Origin of the sequence: Mesorhizobium sp. M2A.F.Ca.ET.042.01.1.1 (assembly GCF_003997405.1) — a bacterium.
Lineage (GTDB): Bacteria > Pseudomonadota > Alphaproteobacteria > Rhizobiales > Rhizobiaceae > Mesorhizobium.
Genome location: NZ_RZRX01000114.1, coordinates 1 through 18,940 on the forward strand (window position 1 = coordinate 1; position 18,940 = coordinate 18,940).

At 64.5% G+C, this 18,940-nt stretch carries 19 protein-coding genes and 2 pseudogenes; 9 read left to right on the forward strand and 12 right to left on the reverse strand.

All coding sequences use genetic code 11. The features are described 5' to 3' along the window. Together EOA23_RS18310 and galE are read left to right on the forward strand one after the other, a co-directional pair. Positions 1-213 (forward strand): annotated as a pseudogene (locus EOA23_RS18310) (hypothetical protein); the annotation flags it as partial. After that, positions 210-1,328, forward strand: a complete 1,119-nt coding sequence (gene galE, locus EOA23_RS18315; protein WP_127305157.1) for a UDP-glucose 4-epimerase GalE — start codon at positions 210-212, stop codon at positions 1,326-1,328. The pseudogene EOA23_RS18310 and the gene galE, both read left to right, overlap by 4 nt. A gap of 102 nt (positions 1,329-1,430) precedes the next feature. On the opposite strand, the pseudogene EOA23_RS18320 reads toward galE, so the two are convergent. Continuing rightward, positions 1,431-1,607: pseudogene (locus EOA23_RS18320) on the reverse strand (DUF995 domain-containing protein); the annotation flags it as partial. Between the two features lie 114 nt (positions 1,608-1,721). On the opposite strand from EOA23_RS18320, the gene EOA23_RS18325 reads away from it, so the two are divergent. Further along, a complete protein-coding gene (locus EOA23_RS18325; protein ID WP_245474242.1) occupies positions 1,722-2,753 on the forward strand; it encodes a lysylphosphatidylglycerol synthase domain-containing protein in 1,032 nt (343 codons plus the stop codon). Positions 2,754-2,758: 5 nt separating this feature from the next. Beyond that, positions 2,759-3,838, forward strand: coding sequence for a glycosyltransferase family 2 protein (locus EOA23_RS18330; protein WP_127305158.1), 1,080 nt, complete (start codon positions 2,759-2,761; stop codon positions 3,836-3,838). Between the two features lie 126 nt (positions 3,839-3,964). Here EOA23_RS18330 and EOA23_RS18335 read toward each other — a convergent pair whose 3' ends face one another. Both EOA23_RS18335 and EOA23_RS18340 read right to left on the reverse strand, forming a co-directional pair. Next, positions 3,965-4,366 carry a hypothetical protein gene (locus EOA23_RS18335; RefSeq protein ID WP_127305159.1) on the reverse strand — a complete coding sequence of 134 codons (402 nt, stop codon included), beginning with the start codon at positions 4,364-4,366 and terminating at the stop codon, positions 3,965-3,967. 472 nt (positions 4,367-4,838) lie between these two features. Beyond that, entirely contained in the window at positions 4,839-6,671 is a 1,833-nt protein-coding gene (locus EOA23_RS18340) for a cellulose synthase catalytic subunit (protein ID WP_245474246.1), read from the reverse strand. A 589-nt stretch (positions 6,672-7,260) separates the two neighbouring features. Here EOA23_RS18340 and EOA23_RS18345 point away from each other — a divergent pair. The 3 genes from EOA23_RS18345 (at position 7,261) to EOA23_RS18355 (ending at position 10,057) form a co-directional block, all read left to right on the forward strand. Further along, on the forward strand, positions 7,261-8,178 hold the full coding sequence (locus EOA23_RS18345; protein ID WP_126061818.1) for a glycoside hydrolase family 26 protein: 918 nt from the start codon (positions 7,261-7,263) through the stop codon (positions 8,176-8,178). A gap of 130 nt (positions 8,179-8,308) precedes the next feature. Continuing rightward, positions 8,309-8,809: a DUF995 domain-containing protein gene (locus tag EOA23_RS18350; RefSeq protein WP_127305161.1), complete on the forward strand. Its 501-nt coding sequence runs from the start codon at positions 8,309-8,311 to the stop codon at positions 8,807-8,809. Between the two features lie 90 nt (positions 8,810-8,899). Next, positions 8,900-10,057 (forward strand): ATP-grasp domain-containing protein, encoded by a 1,158-nt coding sequence (locus EOA23_RS18355; protein WP_127305162.1) that lies wholly within the window; start codon positions 8,900-8,902, stop codon positions 10,055-10,057. 5 nt (positions 10,058-10,062) lie between these two features. Here EOA23_RS18355 and EOA23_RS18360 read toward each other — a convergent pair whose 3' ends face one another. The 8 genes from EOA23_RS18360 to EOA23_RS18395 are packed head-to-tail and all read right to left on the reverse strand — an operon-like array spanning position 10,063 to position 16,894. After that, positions 10,063-10,368: an addiction module antidote protein gene (locus tag EOA23_RS18360; RefSeq protein ID WP_127305163.1), complete on the reverse strand. Its 306-nt coding sequence runs from the start codon at positions 10,366-10,368 to the stop codon at positions 10,063-10,065. A gap of 1 nt (position 10,369) precedes the next feature. Further along, complete coding sequence (locus EOA23_RS18365; protein ID WP_127305164.1) at positions 10,370-10,657, reverse strand: type II toxin-antitoxin system RelE/ParE family toxin; 288 nt, start codon at positions 10,655-10,657, stop codon at positions 10,370-10,372. 52 nt (positions 10,658-10,709) lie between these two features. Continuing rightward, on the reverse strand, positions 10,710-11,705 hold the full coding sequence (locus EOA23_RS18370; RefSeq protein WP_127305165.1) for a Rieske 2Fe-2S domain-containing protein: 996 nt from the start codon (positions 11,703-11,705) through the stop codon (positions 10,710-10,712). Continuing rightward, complete coding sequence (locus tag EOA23_RS18375; protein ID WP_245474244.1) at positions 11,702-12,847, reverse strand: GNAT family N-acetyltransferase; 1,146 nt, start codon at positions 12,845-12,847, stop codon at positions 11,702-11,704. Before EOA23_RS18375 ends, EOA23_RS18370 begins: the two co-directional genes overlap by 4 nt. Further along, complete coding sequence (locus tag EOA23_RS18380; protein ID WP_127305167.1) at positions 12,844-14,100, reverse strand: F390 synthetase-related protein; 1,257 nt, start codon at positions 14,098-14,100, stop codon at positions 12,844-12,846. Before EOA23_RS18380 ends, EOA23_RS18375 begins: the two co-directional genes overlap by 4 nt. Next, entirely contained in the window at positions 14,097-14,921 is an 825-nt protein-coding gene (locus EOA23_RS18385; protein ID WP_127305168.1) for an MBL fold metallo-hydrolase, read from the reverse strand. The genes EOA23_RS18380 and EOA23_RS18385 overlap by 4 nt, the downstream gene beginning before the upstream one ends. Continuing rightward, positions 14,918-15,901, reverse strand: coding sequence for an NAD(P)-dependent oxidoreductase (locus EOA23_RS18390; RefSeq protein WP_127305169.1), 984 nt, complete (start codon positions 15,899-15,901; stop codon positions 14,918-14,920). The genes EOA23_RS18385 and EOA23_RS18390 overlap by 4 nt, the downstream gene beginning before the upstream one ends. 3 nt (positions 15,902-15,904) lie before the next feature. Beyond that, positions 15,905-16,894 (reverse strand): 3-oxoacyl-[acyl-carrier-protein] synthase III C-terminal domain-containing protein, encoded by a 990-nt coding sequence (locus EOA23_RS18395; protein ID WP_127305170.1) that lies wholly within the window; start codon positions 16,892-16,894, stop codon positions 15,905-15,907. Between the two features lie 137 nt (positions 16,895-17,031). Between EOA23_RS18395 and EOA23_RS18400 the strand changes: the two genes are divergently transcribed. Continuing rightward, positions 17,032-17,598 (forward strand): T6SS immunity protein Tdi1 domain-containing protein, encoded by a 567-nt coding sequence (locus EOA23_RS18400; protein WP_189341635.1) that lies wholly within the window; start codon positions 17,032-17,034, stop codon positions 17,596-17,598. 49 nt (positions 17,599-17,647) lie between these two features. On the opposite strand, the gene EOA23_RS18405 is transcribed toward EOA23_RS18400, so the two are convergent. Beyond that, entirely contained in the window at positions 17,648-18,490 is an 843-nt protein-coding gene (locus EOA23_RS18405) for an alpha/beta fold hydrolase (protein WP_127305172.1), read from the reverse strand. 110 nt (positions 18,491-18,600) lie between these two features. Between EOA23_RS18405 and EOA23_RS18410 the strand changes: the two genes are divergently transcribed. Then, on the forward strand, positions 18,601-18,940 hold a 340-nt coding region (locus EOA23_RS18410), incomplete at its 3' end, for a LysR family transcriptional regulator (protein ID WP_145966436.1).

Sequence of the window (18,940 nt, forward strand, 5' to 3'; positions counted from 1 at the left end):
GCTGATATCGGGCCGGCGCTGCCGGTCGACGATCCCCGGCAGCGCCGGCCCGATATCAGCTTTGCCGAGCAGCAGCTCGGCTGGAAGCCGAAGGTCGCGCTGAGCGAGGGGCTGGCCTGCACCGCCGGCTATTTCGAAGCCCTGCTGGACCGCCGGCAGCCCAGGACCTCACGCAGCGGCCATCTGTCCTCCGGCGGGGCTTTGGCGCTATGAGTGCCCGCTCCATCCTGGTGACGGGGGGCGCCGGCTTCATCGGCAGCCACACCTGCAAGCAGCTTGCAGCGGCCGGCTACGTGCCGGTGGTCTACGACAATCTCAGCCGCGGCAACGAGAAGGCGGTAGCCTGGGGTCCGCTGGTGGTCGGCGATATCCGCGACAGCGGCGCGCTCGAGCGGGCCATCGCCGGCCACAGGCCGCAGGCGGTCATCCACTTCGCCGCGCTCGCCTATGTCGGCGAGTCGGTCAGTGACCCGGCGGACTATTATTCGGTCAATGTCGCCGGCACGATCGCCGTGCTCGAGGCCGCGCGGGCGAACGGCATCGGCAACATCATCTTCTCCTCCAGCTGCGCGACCTATGGCATGCCCGAGGCGCTGCCCGTGCGCGAGACCTCGTCGCAGAACCCGATCAGCCCTTACGGACGCAGCAAGCTGATGGGCGAGCAGATCATCAAGGACCATGCCGCGGCCTACGGCACGAAATACGCGATCCTGCGTTACTTCAACGCCTGCGGCGCCGATCCCGACGGCGAGCTTGGCGAATGGCACACGCCGGAAACCCATCTCATTCCCAGGGTGTTGATGGCGGCTTCCGGCATGATCGAGGCGATCGAGGTCTTCGGCACCGACTACGAGACAGCAGACGGCACCTGCGTGCGCGACTACATCCATGTCGGCGACCTCGCCCGGGCTCATCTCAAGGCCCTCATGCATCTGGAGGCCGGCGGCAAAAGCCTTGCTGTCAACCTTGGCACCGGCCGCGGGGTTTCGATCAGGCAGATCATGGACGCGGTCGAGCGGATCACATCGCGGCCGGTCCCAGTCATGTACAAGGCGCGACGCCCCGGCGATCCGGCCGGGCTTTTCGCCGACCCCGGCCTTGCCCGCGAACAGCTGGGCTTCGTGGCGCAACTTTCCGACATCGACACCATCGTCAGGACGGCCGCACCCTTTTTCGGGCTCGGTCCGGCCTTGCGCGATTCCGGCGCTTCGGCCGCCATGCCGCGCGCATTGCGCGCGCCGCGCGGCGCGAACGTCAACAAGAAACGCCGGCCCGCAAGGCCGGCGGTCGGCCCCGTGAGTAATGTGTCGGGGGCGTGGGCTCGCTGAGTTCGGCTAAGGCCGGCTCAGCGAGCCTCCTATTTTTCCAGCCGGTTGCCTGAGCGCAATCAGCCGCCAAGCCTGACCGCTCACACCTTTCCTGGAATTGCTTCAGCTCTTGCTGTCGATCAGCTTGCGGGTCTCATCGAACCGCGCGCCCTTGGTGTTGCCCGCCACGGATTTCTGGTGCTCGTCAACGGGATCGTCCTCGGTGTGCTTGAAATCATACCAGGTGCCGTCGGGAACCTTGCGCCGCTCGATGTAGCCCTTCTCGACACGATGGCAGTAGTACGATTGCGGTGCACTACAGCCGGATCATGACGCGATGATCGACCACCTCGACAAGACTGCGACCAAGCTTGTGGATTCGGATACGATGCTGGTCTATAGGATCACCCGCCCGTGACGGCGCGCCATTTGAGGCGCGCCGGCGAAGCGATCCACGGACAAAGGCGTGAATTGTCGAACCACCGGATAAGCCGCTCCAACGTGGTGGTGGCGCCATCGGAGAACTGGTTGAAGCGAGCGATATCGATAGTCGTCACCCTGGCGCTGCTGGCATGGCTTGCCAGCGACCAGCGCTGGAAGATGGTTGGCGATGCCTTCGCCTCTATCACGCCCGGCGCCTTCGTGGCGGTCGCGGCAGCGCTGTTCGTCACCTATGTGCTCAGGGCGCTGCGCGTCTGCGACGAGTTCCGCGACGATGTGAACGGCCGCTTCGGCGCCGCGCTGCGCATCATCCTGATCCACAATGCCATGATCAACGTCGTTCCCTTCCGCGGCGGCGAGACGGCCTTTCCGATCCTGCTGCGTCAGGTGTTCGGCGTGTCGATCGTGCGCGCCAGCGCCTCTCTTCTCTGGTTCAGGCTGCAGGACGCTCTCGTCGTCGGCGTGCTGGCGTGCCTCGTCTGGCCGGGCCTGCATCCGGCGCTGCGGGCCGCCGGCATTGCGGGGCTGATCGCCGCCGCCTGGTACCTGCCGCGCTGGGCCCGCGCGCCGCACAACTGGACGGCCGGCGGCAGGATCGTCTCCAAGCTCGGCAAATTGCGCGACATCTTCACCGAGGCGACGGGGCGCTCGCGCTATGGCTGGTGGTGGACGATCGCCAACTGGGCGCTGAAGCTCGGCGTGCAGGGCTGGCTGCTCGCCATGCTGCTCAACACCTCGTTCCAGACCGCCTTTCCCGGCGCCGTCGGCGCGGAGGCAGCCGCCATCCTGCCGGTGCAGGGCGTCGCCGGCTTTGGCACCTATGAGGCGGGCGCCGCCGCGGCGCTGCTCTATTCCGGTATCGCCATGAAGGACGGCTTGCAGGCGGCGCTCGCGCTGCATCTCTTCATCCTGTGCTCGGCGGTCGCAACCGGTGCGATCGCCTGGCTGTTCCCCTCGAAATCGACGCTGCCGGAAACCCCGGCGGCGGGACCGGCAAGGAAATGACCGCCATGAACGTGCTTCCCATCCCCGCATCGGGATTGCCCGAGGGCGCCGTCATGCCCGAGCACAAGCTTTCCATAGTCATCCCGATGTATAACGAGGCCGACAATGTCGAGCCACTGCTTGTGCGCATCCATCAGGCGATGGAGAATTACAGCCAGCCATGGGAGGTGGTGCTGGTCGACGACGGCAGCACCGATGCAACACCTGCCGAGATCCGGCGGCTGGCGGCGCAATACGGACCGCATGTGCATGGCGTGGAGCTGGTGCGCAACTACAAGCAGACCGCCGCCATGCAGGCCGGCCTCGACGCCGCGCGCGGCGACGTCATCGCGACGCTCGACGGCGACCTGCAGAACGACCCCTTCGACATTCCGCGCATGGTCTATCGCCTGCTGACCGAGGATCTCGACCTCGTCGCCGGCTGGCGCAAGGACCGCAAGGAAGGGTTCTGGTTGCGCCGCCTGCCGTCCCGCATCGCCAACAGGCTGATCGCGCGGGTCACCGGCGTTAAGCTCAAGGACTATGGCTGCAGCCTGAAAGTGTTCCGCGGCAGCGTCATCCGCAGCGTGCGGCTCTACGGCGAGATGCACCGCTTCATCCCGGCGTGGCTCGCGACGGTGACGACGCCGCGACGCATAGCCGAGGAAGTGGTGACGCATCACGCCCGCATCCACGGCCAGTCGAAATACGGCATCTCGCGTACCTTCCGTGTGGTGCTGGACCTCGTCTTCATGTTCTTCTTCCTGCGCTATCGCACGCGGCCCGGCCATTTCTTCGGCGGCATAGGCATCGTGCTCGGCGTGCTCGGCTCGCTGATCCTGGCCTATCTCTTCGCGATCAAGGTTTTCTGGGGGCAGGACATCGGCACCAGGCCGATGCTGATCACCGGCTTCTTCCTGGTGATCGCCGGGCTGCAAGCTGTGACGTCGGGCGTGCTCGCCGAGATGCTGTCACGCGTCTATCTCGAGGCCAACGGCGCGCTCGCCTATGTGGCGCGGCCGCAGCCCGCGCATGGCGAGGGTGACGGCTGGCATTGGCCGAGCAAGCCGGCTGTTGTCGAAAAGCCGAAGGCGCGTCGGAAGTAATCCCGCCGGCGTCAGTCGGCCGGAACCGCGACGGGCGAGCAATCGAAGGGCAAGAGGGAGCGCGTCTTCAGCGCGCAAATGCCCTCTTGCCCCGCGATCACGCCCCCCGGCGACGGAATGGGCGGGTCAGCGCGCCCGGCAGGCCGAGCGCTGGCCGAAGCCGCTCGGGCCGCAAATCCACGGCGAATGGCCAAGCAGCGGACCGACGCTGCCCAGCGTATAGGATATCTTGACCGGCGCCGCATCGTGCAGCCGCCGAGGGCGCACGAAAGCCGCATAGGCTTCTTCCCTGACGCGCGTCACGCTGGTCATGCGCGTCATCGTCTTGCGATTGACCACATGCAGCCGCCTGTTCCTGACGTGGTGCGTCTTCTTGCCGAGTTGCTCCGTCACCGGCTTGACGCTGAGCGAGCCGGTTTTCATCGTATCCATGCTCTGGCAGCCCGACACCATCGAGACCAGTGCGACAGCTGCAAGCGCGACGGCATATCTTCCAACCGCTACCGCGCCTTTCGCGAATTTCATCATTGCCATCCCCTGCCGCAGTATTTGTTGATGGAGCGCGGAGATATTTTCTCCCCGCCTCGCATTCATGCTGCGCAAGCGGCTCACATCCACTCGCATCGCGGCTCAATATTAGAGGAGACTTATTAAAATTCGCGCAAACGACGTTGTGAGCGCGGTCTTTCGACATCCGGTCGATGTTTATTAAATTCGATCTTTTGGACGCGCCAGCGAAAGGGACATGCCGGGACGACAGGCGCGGGAAGCCAGAGTGTTCCACCGTTTCACGGAAACGGCGAACCGCTCTGCCAGTTGCTTTGACGCAATTCCGGACGGAAAGGCCAGGGCGAAGTCGCCGAGCCCAAGCGCTCATACTTTTCCCGAAAATTGCTATGGAGCATGATCCCGAAAAGTGGGAACCGGTTTTCGGAAAAGATCATGCTCCAACAAACAGTTAGATCAGGATGACGATTCAACGAACCTCATCCTGATCTAGCTAGCGCCGCGCTTCCCAACCGGGGTCGAAATAAAACCTGCGCGAGCCGATGTCGCCCATGCCGGCGCCGGAAATCACATAGGCGATCCGGACGACGCGAAAGCCGCCGGCCCCCTGCTGCAGCCCGTAGAGAGCCTCGAGCCCGCGATCGTAGAAACCAGCAAGCGGGACACCGAGCGCGATCAGCGCGAGGGAAGCATGCAGGGCGAATTTCGCTGCGTTGGCGCACAGCGATATCCGGTTCTCACGAACATGCCTGGCGATGATCACAGTGACCAGCAGGCCATAGAGGAAGGCGTTGAAAGCGGCGAACCAGTAGAAGCCGGTGGCGTCGAAAGGATGTTTGACCAGCAGCACCGGCAGGGCCGCGCCAATCGCCAGCACGACATAGGGCGCGAAGGCGCGCGCAGGCAGAAGTTGCTTAGGCCCGCTGCCCTTCGGCGTGACGCGGAAGTCGACGAAGGATTTCGTCACACAGTCGCGCACGGCCGACAACGTGCCCCAGAGCACCCAGGGCCAGCGGGCGAAGAACAGGAACAGCGTGCCTTCCCAACTCAGCGTCTTTGCCGTCGTCGGCCGCGACAGGCCAAAAGCCTTGAGCATGATCACCAGCCCGACCAGCGCCACCGAATTCGGCGCATAGTAGAGGACGAATTCGGCAAACATGACGTCGGCGAAGTTGCGTCCGGTGGCCAGCGCATAGATCGGCATCACATACATCATCAGCGCAAACACCGCGAACAGCGGGTACCAGAGCTGGCAGAACAGGAATTGGAACTTCAGCCGCGGTGTCAGCTTGCCGAAATATTTCGGCGTGTATTCGAGCAGGATCGTCACCAGGCTGCGCGACCACTGGAATTCCTGGGTAACGAGATCGGCGAAGGTCTGGGGGCCATCGCCATTGGCGATGGCGTCGATGGCATGCACGCCGCGCCAGCCGGCGGCGTTGATCAGCATCGAGGTGGAATGATCCTCGGCCAGTTCCGGACCAAGGCCGCCTGCCTCGCGCAACGCCCGCGTCCTGACGGCGTAGTGCGAACCGATGCAGAGCGGCGCGCCGCCGCCTGTGTGGCCGGACTGCAAGGGACCGTGGAACATGCCTTCCGGGAAAAGCCGGCCACGAGCCGCCCAGCTTTCGTCGGCATTGTTGTCGCAGATGCTGGGCGCCGAGACATAGCCGACGCCGGGATCGGCAAACGGATAGAGGATTTCCCTCAGATAGGTCGGCGTCGGCACGTGATCGGCGTCCATCTGGGCGACGAAGTCGTAGCGCTCGTAACCGTAGTGGTCGTAAAAGAAGGCCAGATTGCCTTCCTTGCAGCGGGTCCGGCGCGGCCAGGTCTTGCGGTGATAGTCCTTGCGGCCGCGCCTGGTCGAAATCAGCACGCCATGCGCGTCGCACCAGCGAACCGTCGCCTCGGTCGGATCCTCGTCGGCAAGCCAGGTGTCATGCGGATAGTCTTGCGCCAGCATCGCTTCCAATGTGCGCTGGACCACGGCAAAGGGTTCGGACGGCGCCTTGGTGACCACCATGGCGACGCGCGAGCGCTTCGGGATCGCGTGCAGCTTCGACGACTTCCTCGAGGCATGGACGTTGAGCAGGAAATACATCGGCATCAAGGTCAGCCAGGCCAGCACGATTGTGGCGAAGGCAAATGGCCCGACGTGATCGATATGCTCGGGCCGCAACCACCAGGACCAGAAGAAGACCAGCGTGAGGAACCAGAAAGCGAGGCCAAGCCGCAGGATCAATTGCTGGGGCGGCGTGAGCACCGGCACGAGATAGGGGCCCTTGGGGCCGTGGCCGGTCGAAACCCCGCCAGGCTTGCCCATTGGCGTCGTTTTGCCGCCGACAATGTCGGCATCCCCAGATACGCCCATGCTACCCACGCCCTACCCGCCCGGCTAAGCCGGTCGAACGCATTCATCCCCCTATAGAATCGGCTTAAGCTAATGCAGAGTCAACAAAATTAGGCTTTCATTAACCAAGCTTGTTGGGAGCTGGTTAACCAACCATGGCCATCGCCACCCCAGCCGTCGGGGCGCGGCCGCAACGCTGGCTGGTGTGAAACGCTCGGGGCCGGCGCGAGCCTTCCTTCCGTTAACCATACCGGTGGCTATAAGGTTAAGTAACGGTTAATTGCGCTTGACTCTCGCCGAGTATAGGCTCTTATATAAGAGAGGGTTAATATCATAATGTTGACGCGAATTTGTGAGTATCGCGGCGACCTTATCTCCGGGTTTCAGGTAGAGGATCTCGAGAGATAACCTCGGTGGACGGCGCTCGGTAGACACGACCGTCCCCATCGCTCAGGCAACCCACGATTCACGTTGGCAGACGCTAGGGTTGCGCGCCGGTCCATTCCGGCACGCAGCGGCGAGTTCCGATGTCCGTCGGACGTCGGAGCCATGGGAGGCAAGTATGAATTACTCCACAGCAACTGCATTCGTGTCGGCACTGATTATCGGCGGCGGCCTTGCGTTCCCGGCTTCGGCCGGATCGCAGACGGGAACGGATCCGATCAAGACGAGCTCGGCCGCGTCGGCGTTCGGGTCCTACGATCCTTATGGCGATTTCAGCAATGACAAGTCGGCCAGCATCGAAGAACTGTTCCTGCCTTGGGAAGACGTCGACCTGTCGACACTGCCGCTGGCGGACGCCTATGCGCAGCAGCGCGGCCGCTCGCTGCTGATCACCATCGAGCCTTGGACATGGTCGAAGGACTGGCGCATCACGCCGCCCGAGCTGAAGAATGGCATATTGAGCGGCAAATATGACGCCAACATGCAGGCGATCTGCAATCTGGTCGGACAGATGAAGAGCCAGGTCACCATCCGCTGGGCGCAGGAAATGGAAGACACCAATGGCCGCTTCACCTGGGCCAACTGGGCGCCAAAAGACTGGATCGCGGCCTACAAGCGCGAGGTGGACGTCTGCCGCAAGGCCGCGCCGGCGGCAAAATACATGTGGTCGCCAAAGGGTGTCGAAGGCCTGGAGAAATATTATCCCGGCGACGACTATGTCGACGTCATCGGCCTGTCGGTATTCGGCCTGCAGAAGAAGGACAATGACGAGGTCGGCCGCGACCGGACGTTCGAAGAGTCGCTGAAGCCCGGTTACGACCGCGTGGCCGGCTTCAACAAGCCGGTCATCGTGGCTGAGCTCGGCTATGTCGGCAAGCAGGACTATGTCTCGAAATGGGCGGATGATTCCCGCAAGTCCTATGCGGAGTTTCCGGCCCTCACCTCGGTCGTCTACTTCAACCAGAAGGAAGTCTGGCCGTGGCTGGGCGGCTACGGCCTGCCCGACTGGCGTGTGACCCAGCACGTCTTGCCATAAGGGACGTGACCATGCCCGCCCCGGCCAGACCGGGACGGGCTCCGGCTATATGTGTCAAAGTGGGGGTTGCCGCCGGGCTGGCTCGGCGGCGGGTGAAGCGTATGCGTAAATCAGTGGGCGGAGTAAAATCGTGAAAAGCGCAGTGGGGAAGTTTGTCGGAGCGGCGCTCGCCTGCTCCGCTTTTGTTATCGGCCTGCAGGACACCGCAATCGCCAAGGCCGCGAACAGGATCGGCGACAAGGCGGCGAAGGCCACCGCCGTCTCCGACGAAGGCATCTATCAGCTCTACAAAAACCGTACCTGGCGTTGGGGCAACCATGGTGCCGCTTTTTTTGCGGTTGGCAAGCGGCAGTTTACGGCCTGGTCCACTGAGGACAAGCCGAGCTACGGCGAGGGTATCTGGTTCATGCCCGGCGGCGGCAAACTGTGTTTCCGGGCTACCTGGCGCGGTTCATGGGGCGCCAAGACCTCCTTGAGCTGCTTCGAGCATCGCCAGGCCGGCAAGGTGATCTACCAGCGCAAATCTCCAAGCGGAGACTGGTACGAGTTCAGGGACCGCCGCGGCAAATCGGACCTGCGCAATGGCGACTATGCCAGCAAGAAGGTGAAACGCTTCAAGGCGAAGCTGTAGTCGCGGACGCAGCTCGACGTGAAGTAGCGCGATTGCCAAGCACGGCGATTTCGCGCAACGGTCGTCGCGGCTGAAACGACCGCGTGACCGATGCCGGGGGCTGACGGAACCATCCTGATAACCGGCGGGCGCGCGCCGGCGGCGCTGCACCTGGCGCGCCTCGTCCACGGCGCGGGGCGCAGGGTGATCCTGGCCGACACGCCGGCGCGGCCGATCGCGGCGGCGAGCAAGGCCTGCGCGCGCTATCACCGCTTGCCGCCACCGCGCTTCGAACCGCAAGCCTATGCGAATGCGGTGGAAGCGCTGATAAGGGCTGAAGGCGTCGAACTGGTCATCCCGACCTGCGAGGAGGTCTTTCACCTTGCGCTGGCCTGGCGCGGCAGGACCATGCCGGGAAAATTGTTCGCCCCCGACATCGGGTTGCTGGCGCAGGTCCATAACAAGCACAGCTTCATCCGGCTTGCCGAACAGCTCGGCCTGGCGGTGCCGCAGACGACGCTTCTCAATTCCCGCGACGATCTGGAGTCCGTGCGCGGCCACTCGCGCGACCTGGTGTTCAAGCCGGTCTGGTCGCGCTTCGCCAGCCATGTCCTGCTGCGGCCGACACCCGATTTCCTCGATGCGATCGCGCCCTCGCACGCCATGCCCTGGGTGGCGCAGCGTTTCGTCGAGGGCGAGGAGATCAGCGCCTATGCGGTGGCGCGCGAGGGACGGCTTAAGGCGCTGGCGCTCTACCGTTCTCCCTATCGCGCCGGCAAGGGCGCCGGCATCTTCTTCGAGCGGGTCGAGGACGAGGCTGCACGCGATCTGGTCGAGCGCATCGTCGCGGGCACGAACTGGACAGGGCAGATCTCCTTCGACCTGATGCGCGAGCCGGGCGGCCGCGTGCTGCCGCTCGAATGCAATCCGCGGGCGGTCAGCGGCCTGCATTTCTTCCGCGATCCGGCGCGGTTTGCGGATGCCGTGCTCGGCGACGGTCCGGAAGTCAGGCCGGACGTCACAGTGCCGCAAACGGTGCGGCTCGCGATGTGGATCTATGGATTGCCGGTGGCGCTTCGTTCAGGCGGGCTCGCCCGTTTCCGCAAGGCGATGCGCGAGGGCCAGGAACTGCTCGATTGGCCGGGCGATTCAGCCCCGGTCAGGGCGCAATGGCCGGCGCTGGCGGAGATCGCCGGGATGGCGTGGCGTGAGCGGATCAGCCTGCAGGCGGCGTCGACGCGGGATATCGAGTGGAACGGGCCAGTTTGATATCCTCATGCCCCGAGCGAGCCAGGGCCGATAGGTTTCACGTCAAGTTGCAGACCAAGTGCCTTGGTGACACCCAGCAGTGTGCTGAGGCGCGGGTCGCCCTTCCCGCTCAATGCCTTGTAGAGCGCCTCCCTGGTAACACCGGCGTTCTTGGCCACAGCCGTCATGCCGCGGGCACGTGCGATGACGCCGAGTGCGTGTGCGATATACGTTGCGTCGCCGGTTTCGAACGCGTCGGCAAGGAGTTCGGCCTGGGACTCCGCGTCGTCGAAATATTCAGCGGCATCGAACGGTGTGGTTTTGAGAGTCATATCAAACCTCATCTGCCATCTTCTTGGCTTTTCTAATGTCTCTATCCTGGGAGGATTTGTCCCCTCCGCAAAGCAGGATGATGACTGTGCTGCCGCGCCGGATGAAATAGACGCGGTAACCCGGCCCATAGTCGATCCGAAGCTCGCCAATTCCTTCAAAGAATTTGGCGTCCCCCAGCAGGCCGGCCCCAACACGGATGAGCCTCTGAGCGATCCTCCTGGCAGCTCGGATATCCTTGAGATCCCGCAGCCATTTCCTGAATTCGTCAGTCTGCCGGACCTCGATCATATGTGAACTATAATTTACGAGGGTGTTCAGATCAAGATATGTGAACTATAATTCACAGCTCGATCTCATACACTTTCGGCCCGCTCGCCGCCGGCGGCATCCTGCCTTCCATGATCGCCGCGATGTCGCGGCGCAGGAAGTCGAGCGGGCCGATAACCGGCACGGCCTGCGGCGCCAAACGGGCATTGTCGCTCGCCGATTTCAGCACCCGGCGGTCTTGCTGAAGAGCGACATTGAATAATGGTTTGAAGGCCAGCGCTTTCAGCTCGCCGAGCAGGCCCTGGCGCCGGCCGATCAGCCAGCCGACACCCTCGACTGTGCGCTCGTCGGCCTGGCGCAGGTGGAAGGTGGTGGCCAAAACCAGCCCGTTCTTGCCCCAATATTCGAGCTCGGCGATGCCGGGATGGCGGAAGCGGCCGATGGTCTTGGCGCGCTCGCCTTCCAGCAGCCGGCTGATCAGGCCCTGCTGGCGTTCCTCGCCGGTGTAGCTCGCCTCGACCCAGCCCTCGCCGCCCGTCACCTCGACCCGCACCCGATGGCGTTTCGAGGTGAGGCCGCGCAGCAGGCCCTTATGGGTGAAGTGGGTGTGGGTGGCATCGAGGATGTTTTCCGCCGCATCGACGACCGTCGACTGCGTCGACGAGCGCACCCGCCGCAGGATGATATCCTTGCCTTGCATGCAATGCAGGTAAGGCTCGTCCTTGGGCGTGCCGGACGAGATGAAGACCACCCCGTCGCGCTCGATCGCGGCGTAGCGGCGGACCCGGTAATGCGGCATGGCACCGACATGGCCGGGGATCGCCGTGCAGCGGCCTTCGCCGTCGTAACGCCAGCCGTGATAGGGACATTCGATCTCGCCGCCAATGATCTTGCCGGTCGACAGCTCGACCAGCCGGTGCGGGCAGCGGTCGAACAACGCCGCGATGCCTTGTGCCGAACGGAACAGCACCACCGGCTCGCCGTCATGCAGGATGCGCTTCGGCCGCTTGCCGATGTCGGCGGACAGCGCCACCGCCTGCCAATAGGCTTCCCGCCGGCCCTCACTCACAGTTCGAACCTCCTGAGCAGGGGAATGCCGATCAGCGCCAGCACCGTCTCCATGAGACGGATCACCACGCGCCGGCGAAGCGGGAGATGCCCGGCATAGACGGCGTTGTATTCGATCGCCGCGACCGCGCCGCGCCGGCGTTTAAAACCTGCGGCGCCCGCGCTCATGTTGAAGAACAGGCCGCGCGACGTGGCGTGGTCCTGCGCCACCGCCATCATCATGCGGTAGAGCCCGTCGGCCACCGGCAGACTGGTGTCGTAGCCGACGATCGGCTGGGTCAACGTGCGGCCGTTTTCGAACAAGCCGGTGACGGCGACCAGCTCGCCGCCGGGCCAGCGCAATCCCGCCAGGCTGATGATGCCGCGCCGGTGCATCTCGGCGATGTAGCGGGCCGTGTAGTGCGGATTGAGCGGCGTGTATTTGTCGAGGTAGAGCATATCGTAGAGTTGCTCGGCGCGGGCATAGTCAGCCTCGCTGAAATCGCCGTTTCCGACCCGCTCGAACGGTGTCGCGCGCAGGCGGGCGCGATCGCGCTTCATGTCGCGCGTCACGGCGGGCGCCGCGCTGCGGTCGGCGAAGATGTAGATCTGGCGCGCCGCCAGCATGCGGAACCCCTCGGCCTTCAAGACGGCAATCGTCGCCGGATCGGCGATGTCGTTCAACGAACGGATGACGATGGCGCGATCGGGGAAACGCGCGGTCAAGGCCGAGCGCAGCGACGCGACTGTCGGCCGGTTGAGCAGCGGCACCTGATTGGTCGAATAGAGCCAGTTGTTGACCTGCGCCTGATGGTCGAGGCCGCTTGCCCTCACCAAAGGCGCGCAGGCCCTGATCAACGCGTTGAGCGCGCGCCGCAACAGCGGGTGGGCGGCGAAGTTGCGCGTCTCGTCGATCGCGTAGTCGATATAGGCGCTGGTCGGGCAGCAGATATAGCAGTTGGGCGCATCATCGGCGTCGTTCAGCGTCAGCGGAAAAACGCGGCCGGCAATTTCGAAGGTCTCCACCTTGGTCTTGAGGTTGGCGATGAGATCTCGCACCGGCACCTCGCTGAAGAGGCTTACGAAAGCCGCGACCTTCGCCGGCTTGTTCTCGACGCGGTCGGCCTGCTGCACGGGCCTTTCCATCGTCGCCGCGCCGCTCATCGCGCCGGCTCCAGGCGGCATTCGACGCGGCGCAGCTTGCGGCCTGTTTCCAACGGCAGCGGCGCGCGGACGAGCGTCACGGTGGCGGCGGCCTTTCGCATTTCCAGGAGCGCGCGAACTGCCTGATGCGCGGCCACCGCCGCATCGTCCGGGAGCGTCGGCGGAAGCCCGAACTCGATGCTCTCCGGCCCGGTCTGGACGAGGCGGAAATCGTCGATGCGGCGATCGGCTTTGAGCACCGCGTTGCGCAGCACATCGGGCGTGACCAGGATCGGGCCGTCCAGCGACGTGAATCGGAAAGCATCGTCCATGCGGCCGACGATCTCATCGACGCAGCGCAGCGGCGAACCACACCGACAAGGTTCTTTGGACAAGCGCAACAGGTCGTTCATCCTGTAACGGGCCATTATCTGTGTCCGTCGGCGAAAGGCCGTCACCAGCGGCGTCACCAGCCCCTCGCCCGCCGGCTCGAATTCGAAGAAGACGGAGTCTTCGGCAAGATGCAGGCCGCGCTGTCTGCAGGTCACCGCGAACAGGCCTTCCGTCGCCATATAGATCTGATCGAGCGGCAGCCGGAAGAAATTCTCGATAACCGGACGGTCGACCGGATCGAGCGTCTCGGCGGCGGAAAAAACGCGCTTGGGCCGGAGCTGGAAGTTCTCGGACGCAAAATGCCGCAGGATCTTTGGCGGCGCGATGATGACTGTTGGGTCGAAGGCTTCGAGCGCGGCGCGCCAGCTTTCCGGCCCCAAGGTCAGATCGAAGAAGGCAAGCTTGATCAGGCGCGATGTGCGGGCGCTGTCATAGAGCCCAGTGTTCTGCGGCAGGACGACGGCGACGCGCATGCCGCGCCAGATAAGGTCGGGCGCCGCCTTGGCGAGGATCGTTCCCAGCCAGCGGTATTTCTCCGCTTCCGAAATTACGAACAGGCCGCGATTACCAGAGGTGCCAGTGCTGGCGCCGACGGTGAGCGTGCCGGCGCGGCCGTCATGCGCCAGCGCCGCCCAGGCTTGCGCGGCGGTGAGGCCGTGGATGTTGAATTCGTCGAAGCGCGCCATCAGCAGCGCCTTGTCGGTGACCGGCAGATCGGTGAGACGCGACGGCGCCTTGCCGTAAAAGGGTGCGCGCGGCAGGGCGCGGTCGAGGAAGCGGCGCAAGGCGCCTGCCTGCCAGCGCTCGAAATCCGCGCGGCTCTTGCGCGACACCCAGCGCGTCAGAGCGAAAGATCCTACCGCTTCGGCCAGCCGGTTCATGCAATCTCCGGCGCGAGGTCATAAGGCGTCGGCGCGGGATCATGGCAGAGCATCACCTCGCCGCCCGTGCTGAGGAAGCGGCGCAGCATGGCGCTGGTCGGCTCGATGGCCGCCGCATCCTCGGCGATCAGGGTGGCCGGGAAACCGGGCGTGCGGTTCTCGATCAAAGCGGCGAGCAGCCATTGCACGTCGACGGCATAGAGCAGCGGTCGCTCGAGGCGATTGAACAACAGGCCGAACTGGCCATCGGCATGTCCTGGAAGATCAACCGCGGCGACGCTGCCGTCGCCGAAGAGATCCGTGCCGCCCGGCATGTCGCCGCGAGGCTCGATGCGCAGCTTGCCGGATAGTCCGTCGAGCCGCGACTCGAAGTCGGCGGGAAACAATTCGGTGAAGACGCCATGGCGCAAATTCTGGCGCGGCGTGCGCGCCTTGACCCGCGCCCAGGCGGTGTCGCTGGCGATGAAACGCGCGTTGCGGAACAGCGACAGGCCGGAAATGTGGTCGGCGTGAAAATGGGTGACGATGACTGTGCGGATATCGTCAGGCGACAGGCCGAAACGGCGTAGCACCGACAGAACCTGCTCGTCGGCATTGAGCTGAGGTTTCAGCAGCGCGCCGTAGAGCCGAAGCATCCGGCCGCGACGCTCGCCGCTCAGCGCTTCCGGCGTGTAGCCGGTGTCGACCAGCACCGGTCCGGCGGCGGGGTGAAAGAACAGCCCGTAGCGGACACGCAGCCTGACGCTTTGCCAGGTGCCGCCGCGCAGGATCAGCCGCTCGGCGGCCTTGACCAAGGCGCTGTTGGCGAAGACGAGCTTCATGGCCTGGCCCCGCCGGCAAAGGTACGGTCGAGCCCTTGTTCAAACGAGATTTTCGGCGTCCAGCCGAGAACGCGTTTCGCCTTGGAAAGATCGAGGCTTTGCGCATAGGCAAAGAGGCCGAGCCCATAGCGGGTGACCGGCGGCTCTGGCCGGCCGGGCAACCGCAGCGCCACTGCTTCTATCAAGCCCGCCGCCAGCATCGCTGGCGCGAGCGGCATCGGCCGCCAGCGCGCGTGCAAGCCGGCGCGGATGCAGGCCGCGTCGGCGATGCGGCGGACCGGCAGCATCTCGCCGCCGGAGATGTTGAAGATTCGACCCTCGGCTTCGCCAGGTGCGGCGAGCGCCGCCATTACCGCATCGACGACATCGTCGACATAAGTGAGGTCGATGGCCGCCCGGCCGTCGCGAAACAGCGGCAGCGGCCGGCTTTTCGCCGCCTTGATCAGGCGCGGCAGCAGCGCCCGATCGCCCTTGCCGTAGATGCCGCGTGGCCGCAGCACCACAGGATGAACATCGGGCTCGCCGAGCACGATCTTTTCGGCCTCGCGCTTGGTGCGTGCATAGTGATTGACCGGCTCCGGCAAGGCCGCGTCCTCGGCAAGGCCAAGCTGGTCGCGGAAGGCGAAGCAGACGGACGGGCTGGAGATGTGGACGAAACGGCTGATGCCCTGCCGCATGGCGAAATCGACAAGGTTGCGCGTTGCCGTGACATTGGCCGCCTCGAAATCCGCGAGGCGTCCGAAGGGCGACGAAAGCGCCGCGCAGTGGATGATCCGCTCGACCCTGCCCAGCCTGGGGTCGAGGGCTGCATCGAGCGGCTGCGCGAGATCGTGGCGGATGATGCGATGGCCGGCCGCTTCGAGCGCCGCGCAACGCGTTTCATCGCGGCCGAGCCCGAGCGCCAGCGTGCCGGAAGCGGCCAGCCGCTGGAGCACATGGGAGCCCAGGAACCCGCTGGCGCCGGTGACGAGGACGGCCATCGCTTAGACCTCCAGCGCCATGCCGCCGAAGGAGACGCCGGCGGAAGTACCGAGGAAGAGCAGCTTCATGCCGGACGCCACGCGGCCCTCGCGGCGCGCGACGTCGAGCGCGAAGGGCGTGGACGCGGCGATCTGGTTGCCGAAGCGGGCAGAGATGTCGACCAGCTTTTGCGGCGCAAAGCCGGTCTGGCGCGCCATATGCGCAAGCGCGAAGGGGCTCGCCTGATGCGGCACGACGAGATCGACATCGTCGCGCCGCCAGCCGGCACGCTCCAGCAGAGTGTCGACGAAGCCGTTGAAGTGGCGCGCGGTAAGCCGGAACAGTTCCTTGCCGTCCATGTGGAACAGGCTGTGCGCCGCGAACGCTTCCTGCTCCTTGCGGAAATCGAAGCGCGTGCCGCCCGAACCGATGCCGCAGGCTTCCCAGCCGGAAGGATAAGTGCGCATCAGGGTCGCCGCCACCTTGCCCTCGCCCGGCCCGGCCTTGCGCAGGACCGCCGCCGCAGCGCCGTCGCCGAAGAGCGCGGCGATCTCCGGCGCGTCCTGCCACGGCAGCGCGCGCGAGGCGACTTCGGACGAGAACACCAAGGCCGTCTCGCATTGCCCGGCCTCGATCATGCGCCCGGCGGTTTCGAAGGCGGTGAGGAAGCCGAGGCAGGTGCTGTTGACGTCGAAGGCGGCGGCCGAGCCGTCCGCCAGCCCGAGGCGCTGCATGACCAGCGGCGCGGTCGCCGGCAGCGGCTGGTAAGGTACGCCGCAGCCGCCGATGATCAGATCCAGGGCACCGGGCTCTAGGCCGGCATCCTCAAGCGCGAGCGATGCCGCGGCGCAAGCGAGATCGATCTGTGATTCGGCCTGGCAGACATAGCGCTCGATGACGCCGGCGACGGTTTCCAGCGTGCCCTGGCCAAGGCCGAGCCGTTCTTCCAGCGCGCGCGTCGTCACCCGCTCAGCCGGTACCGCCCTGCCGGTTCCGACGACCTTGATCCGCATTCCCCCCCTCGCCGCTTGAGCTTGGCTCTATCTAGCGCAAAAACTGGCGTGGGGCGACGGCCATCACCGGCGACTCGGTGACGACGTTTGATCGCCGATCATTCTGCGATAAGTGTGTGATGTTGCAGGGGTGGGGTATGGCTAATTCTTTTTCTCGCTTTATTTCTTCTGTCTTCGGGAATTCTGTTTCGAAGCCGAATGCACAAGCTGCCGGAAACCCATGGCCGGACGGTCTCCAGTATCTGTTTATCGAGCCATCCAAGAAGGATGTCTGGGAAGCGCTGGACGGCTGGAAGTGGATTGGGCTTGATGGCCTGGAGCCCACCGCAGTCTCTGCATTCGGCGACATTTTCTTCCGGGCTCCCGATGGTTCCATCAAATTGCTGGACATGATCGGAGGCCGATCGACCCAAGTGTCGAAAACGTGGCCGGCGCTTATAGCCCAGCTCGCCGATCCTGGTCGTCGCGACGAACTGTTGCTGGCTGGCTTAGCGGCGGCGGCACGAAAGAAGGGATTGGTCCTGGCGGACGGCGAATGTTACGACTTCGAAACGCCACCCGTACTCGGTGGCGAAATGTCCGCTAAGCAAATCGAAAAGACTCTCTTCGTGGTCAAAGTACACATAGCCGGCCAGATTCACCGGCAAGTAAAAGACCTCCCGCACGGTACGAAGATCAACAAAGTGACGATTGGCGATCGCTAATCGTCACCTATGGTCCCGGCACGAAGGCGCGTATGGCATTAGCCGATCGCTAGCAGGGCGCCGGTAAGTGATTGGACACAGCTGCCTCGCTATTGGGAACTGCGCCCAGGAAGCCCAGCACCGCTTCCATGAACTCCATCGGACGCTCGACATTGAGCAGATGGACACCGGGGAGCAGAAGAAGCTCGGCGCCGGGGATCGCGGCCGCGATGGCCTCGCTGTGGCTCGCCAGCGTCACCTTGTCGTCCTCGCCGCCGATGACCAACGTCGGCGCGGTGATCAGGGAAATCGGGCGGCGCAGATCGGCGTCGCGGACGGCGGCGAAGCATCCGGCGAGGCCTTGCGGCGACATGGCGAGAATCGCGGCGTGGAAGGGCGCGACCGTCTCGTCCCAGCCGGCAAGCATCGAGGCCGGGAACCAGTTGCGCATGAACATGTCCGCGGTGGCCGAGAGATTGCTCGCCGCAAGCACGTTGCGTATCTGCTCGTCGAAATAGGACGCCGGCCCGAGATGCGGCGAGGTGTTGGAGAGGATCAGGCGCTCGATGCGCTCCGGTGCATGGATGCCCAGCCACTGGCCGACGAAACCGCCCAGCGACAGGCCGAGGAAATGGACGCGCGCAAGGCCGAGGAAATCGAGCAGTTCCAGCACGTCGCGGCCGAGACGGTCGAGCGAATAGGCACCGGCCGGCGCGTCGGAGCCGCCATGGCCGCGAAAATCATAGCGCAGCACCCGGAAGTATCTGGCGAGTTCCGGAACCTGGCCGTCCCACATATGGAACGTCGTGGCGATGGAATTGGAAAGCACCAGCACCGGCCGGTCTTCCCGACCGTCCAGCCTGTAGGCGATGCGGATGCCATCGCCCGTGGTGAAGTGAAGTGTGTCGGTCATTTTGGTCCTCATCCATTGGCGCGTTTGCGCTTTCGATGACGCAAAGCTAGGCGTGGCAATCATCGAAGAAAATTACTATGATTGAACAATCCCTGTAGGACTTTCCGACTATGGATGGCCTAAAGCTTCACGATCTCAGATGTTTCGACGCGGTCGCCGCTCAAGGCAGCTTTCAGGCCGCAGCCAAGGCTTTGCACCGGACTCATCCCTCCGTGTTCGCCGCCATCGCCCGGCTTGAAGAGCAACTTCGTCTAACGCTGCTTGATCGCAGCGGGTACCGGGTGAGCTTGACCGCCGAGGGCCGCCTGTTCCATGCGCGAGCGCAGCTGGCGATCCGCGAGTTGGAGCATCTCCGGACCTATGCCGATCAGCTCGCGAGCGGCGAGGAAACCGTGCTGCGCGTCGTCTTGGGCGACGTCTGCCCGAGACCCGGAATATTCAGCATGCTCG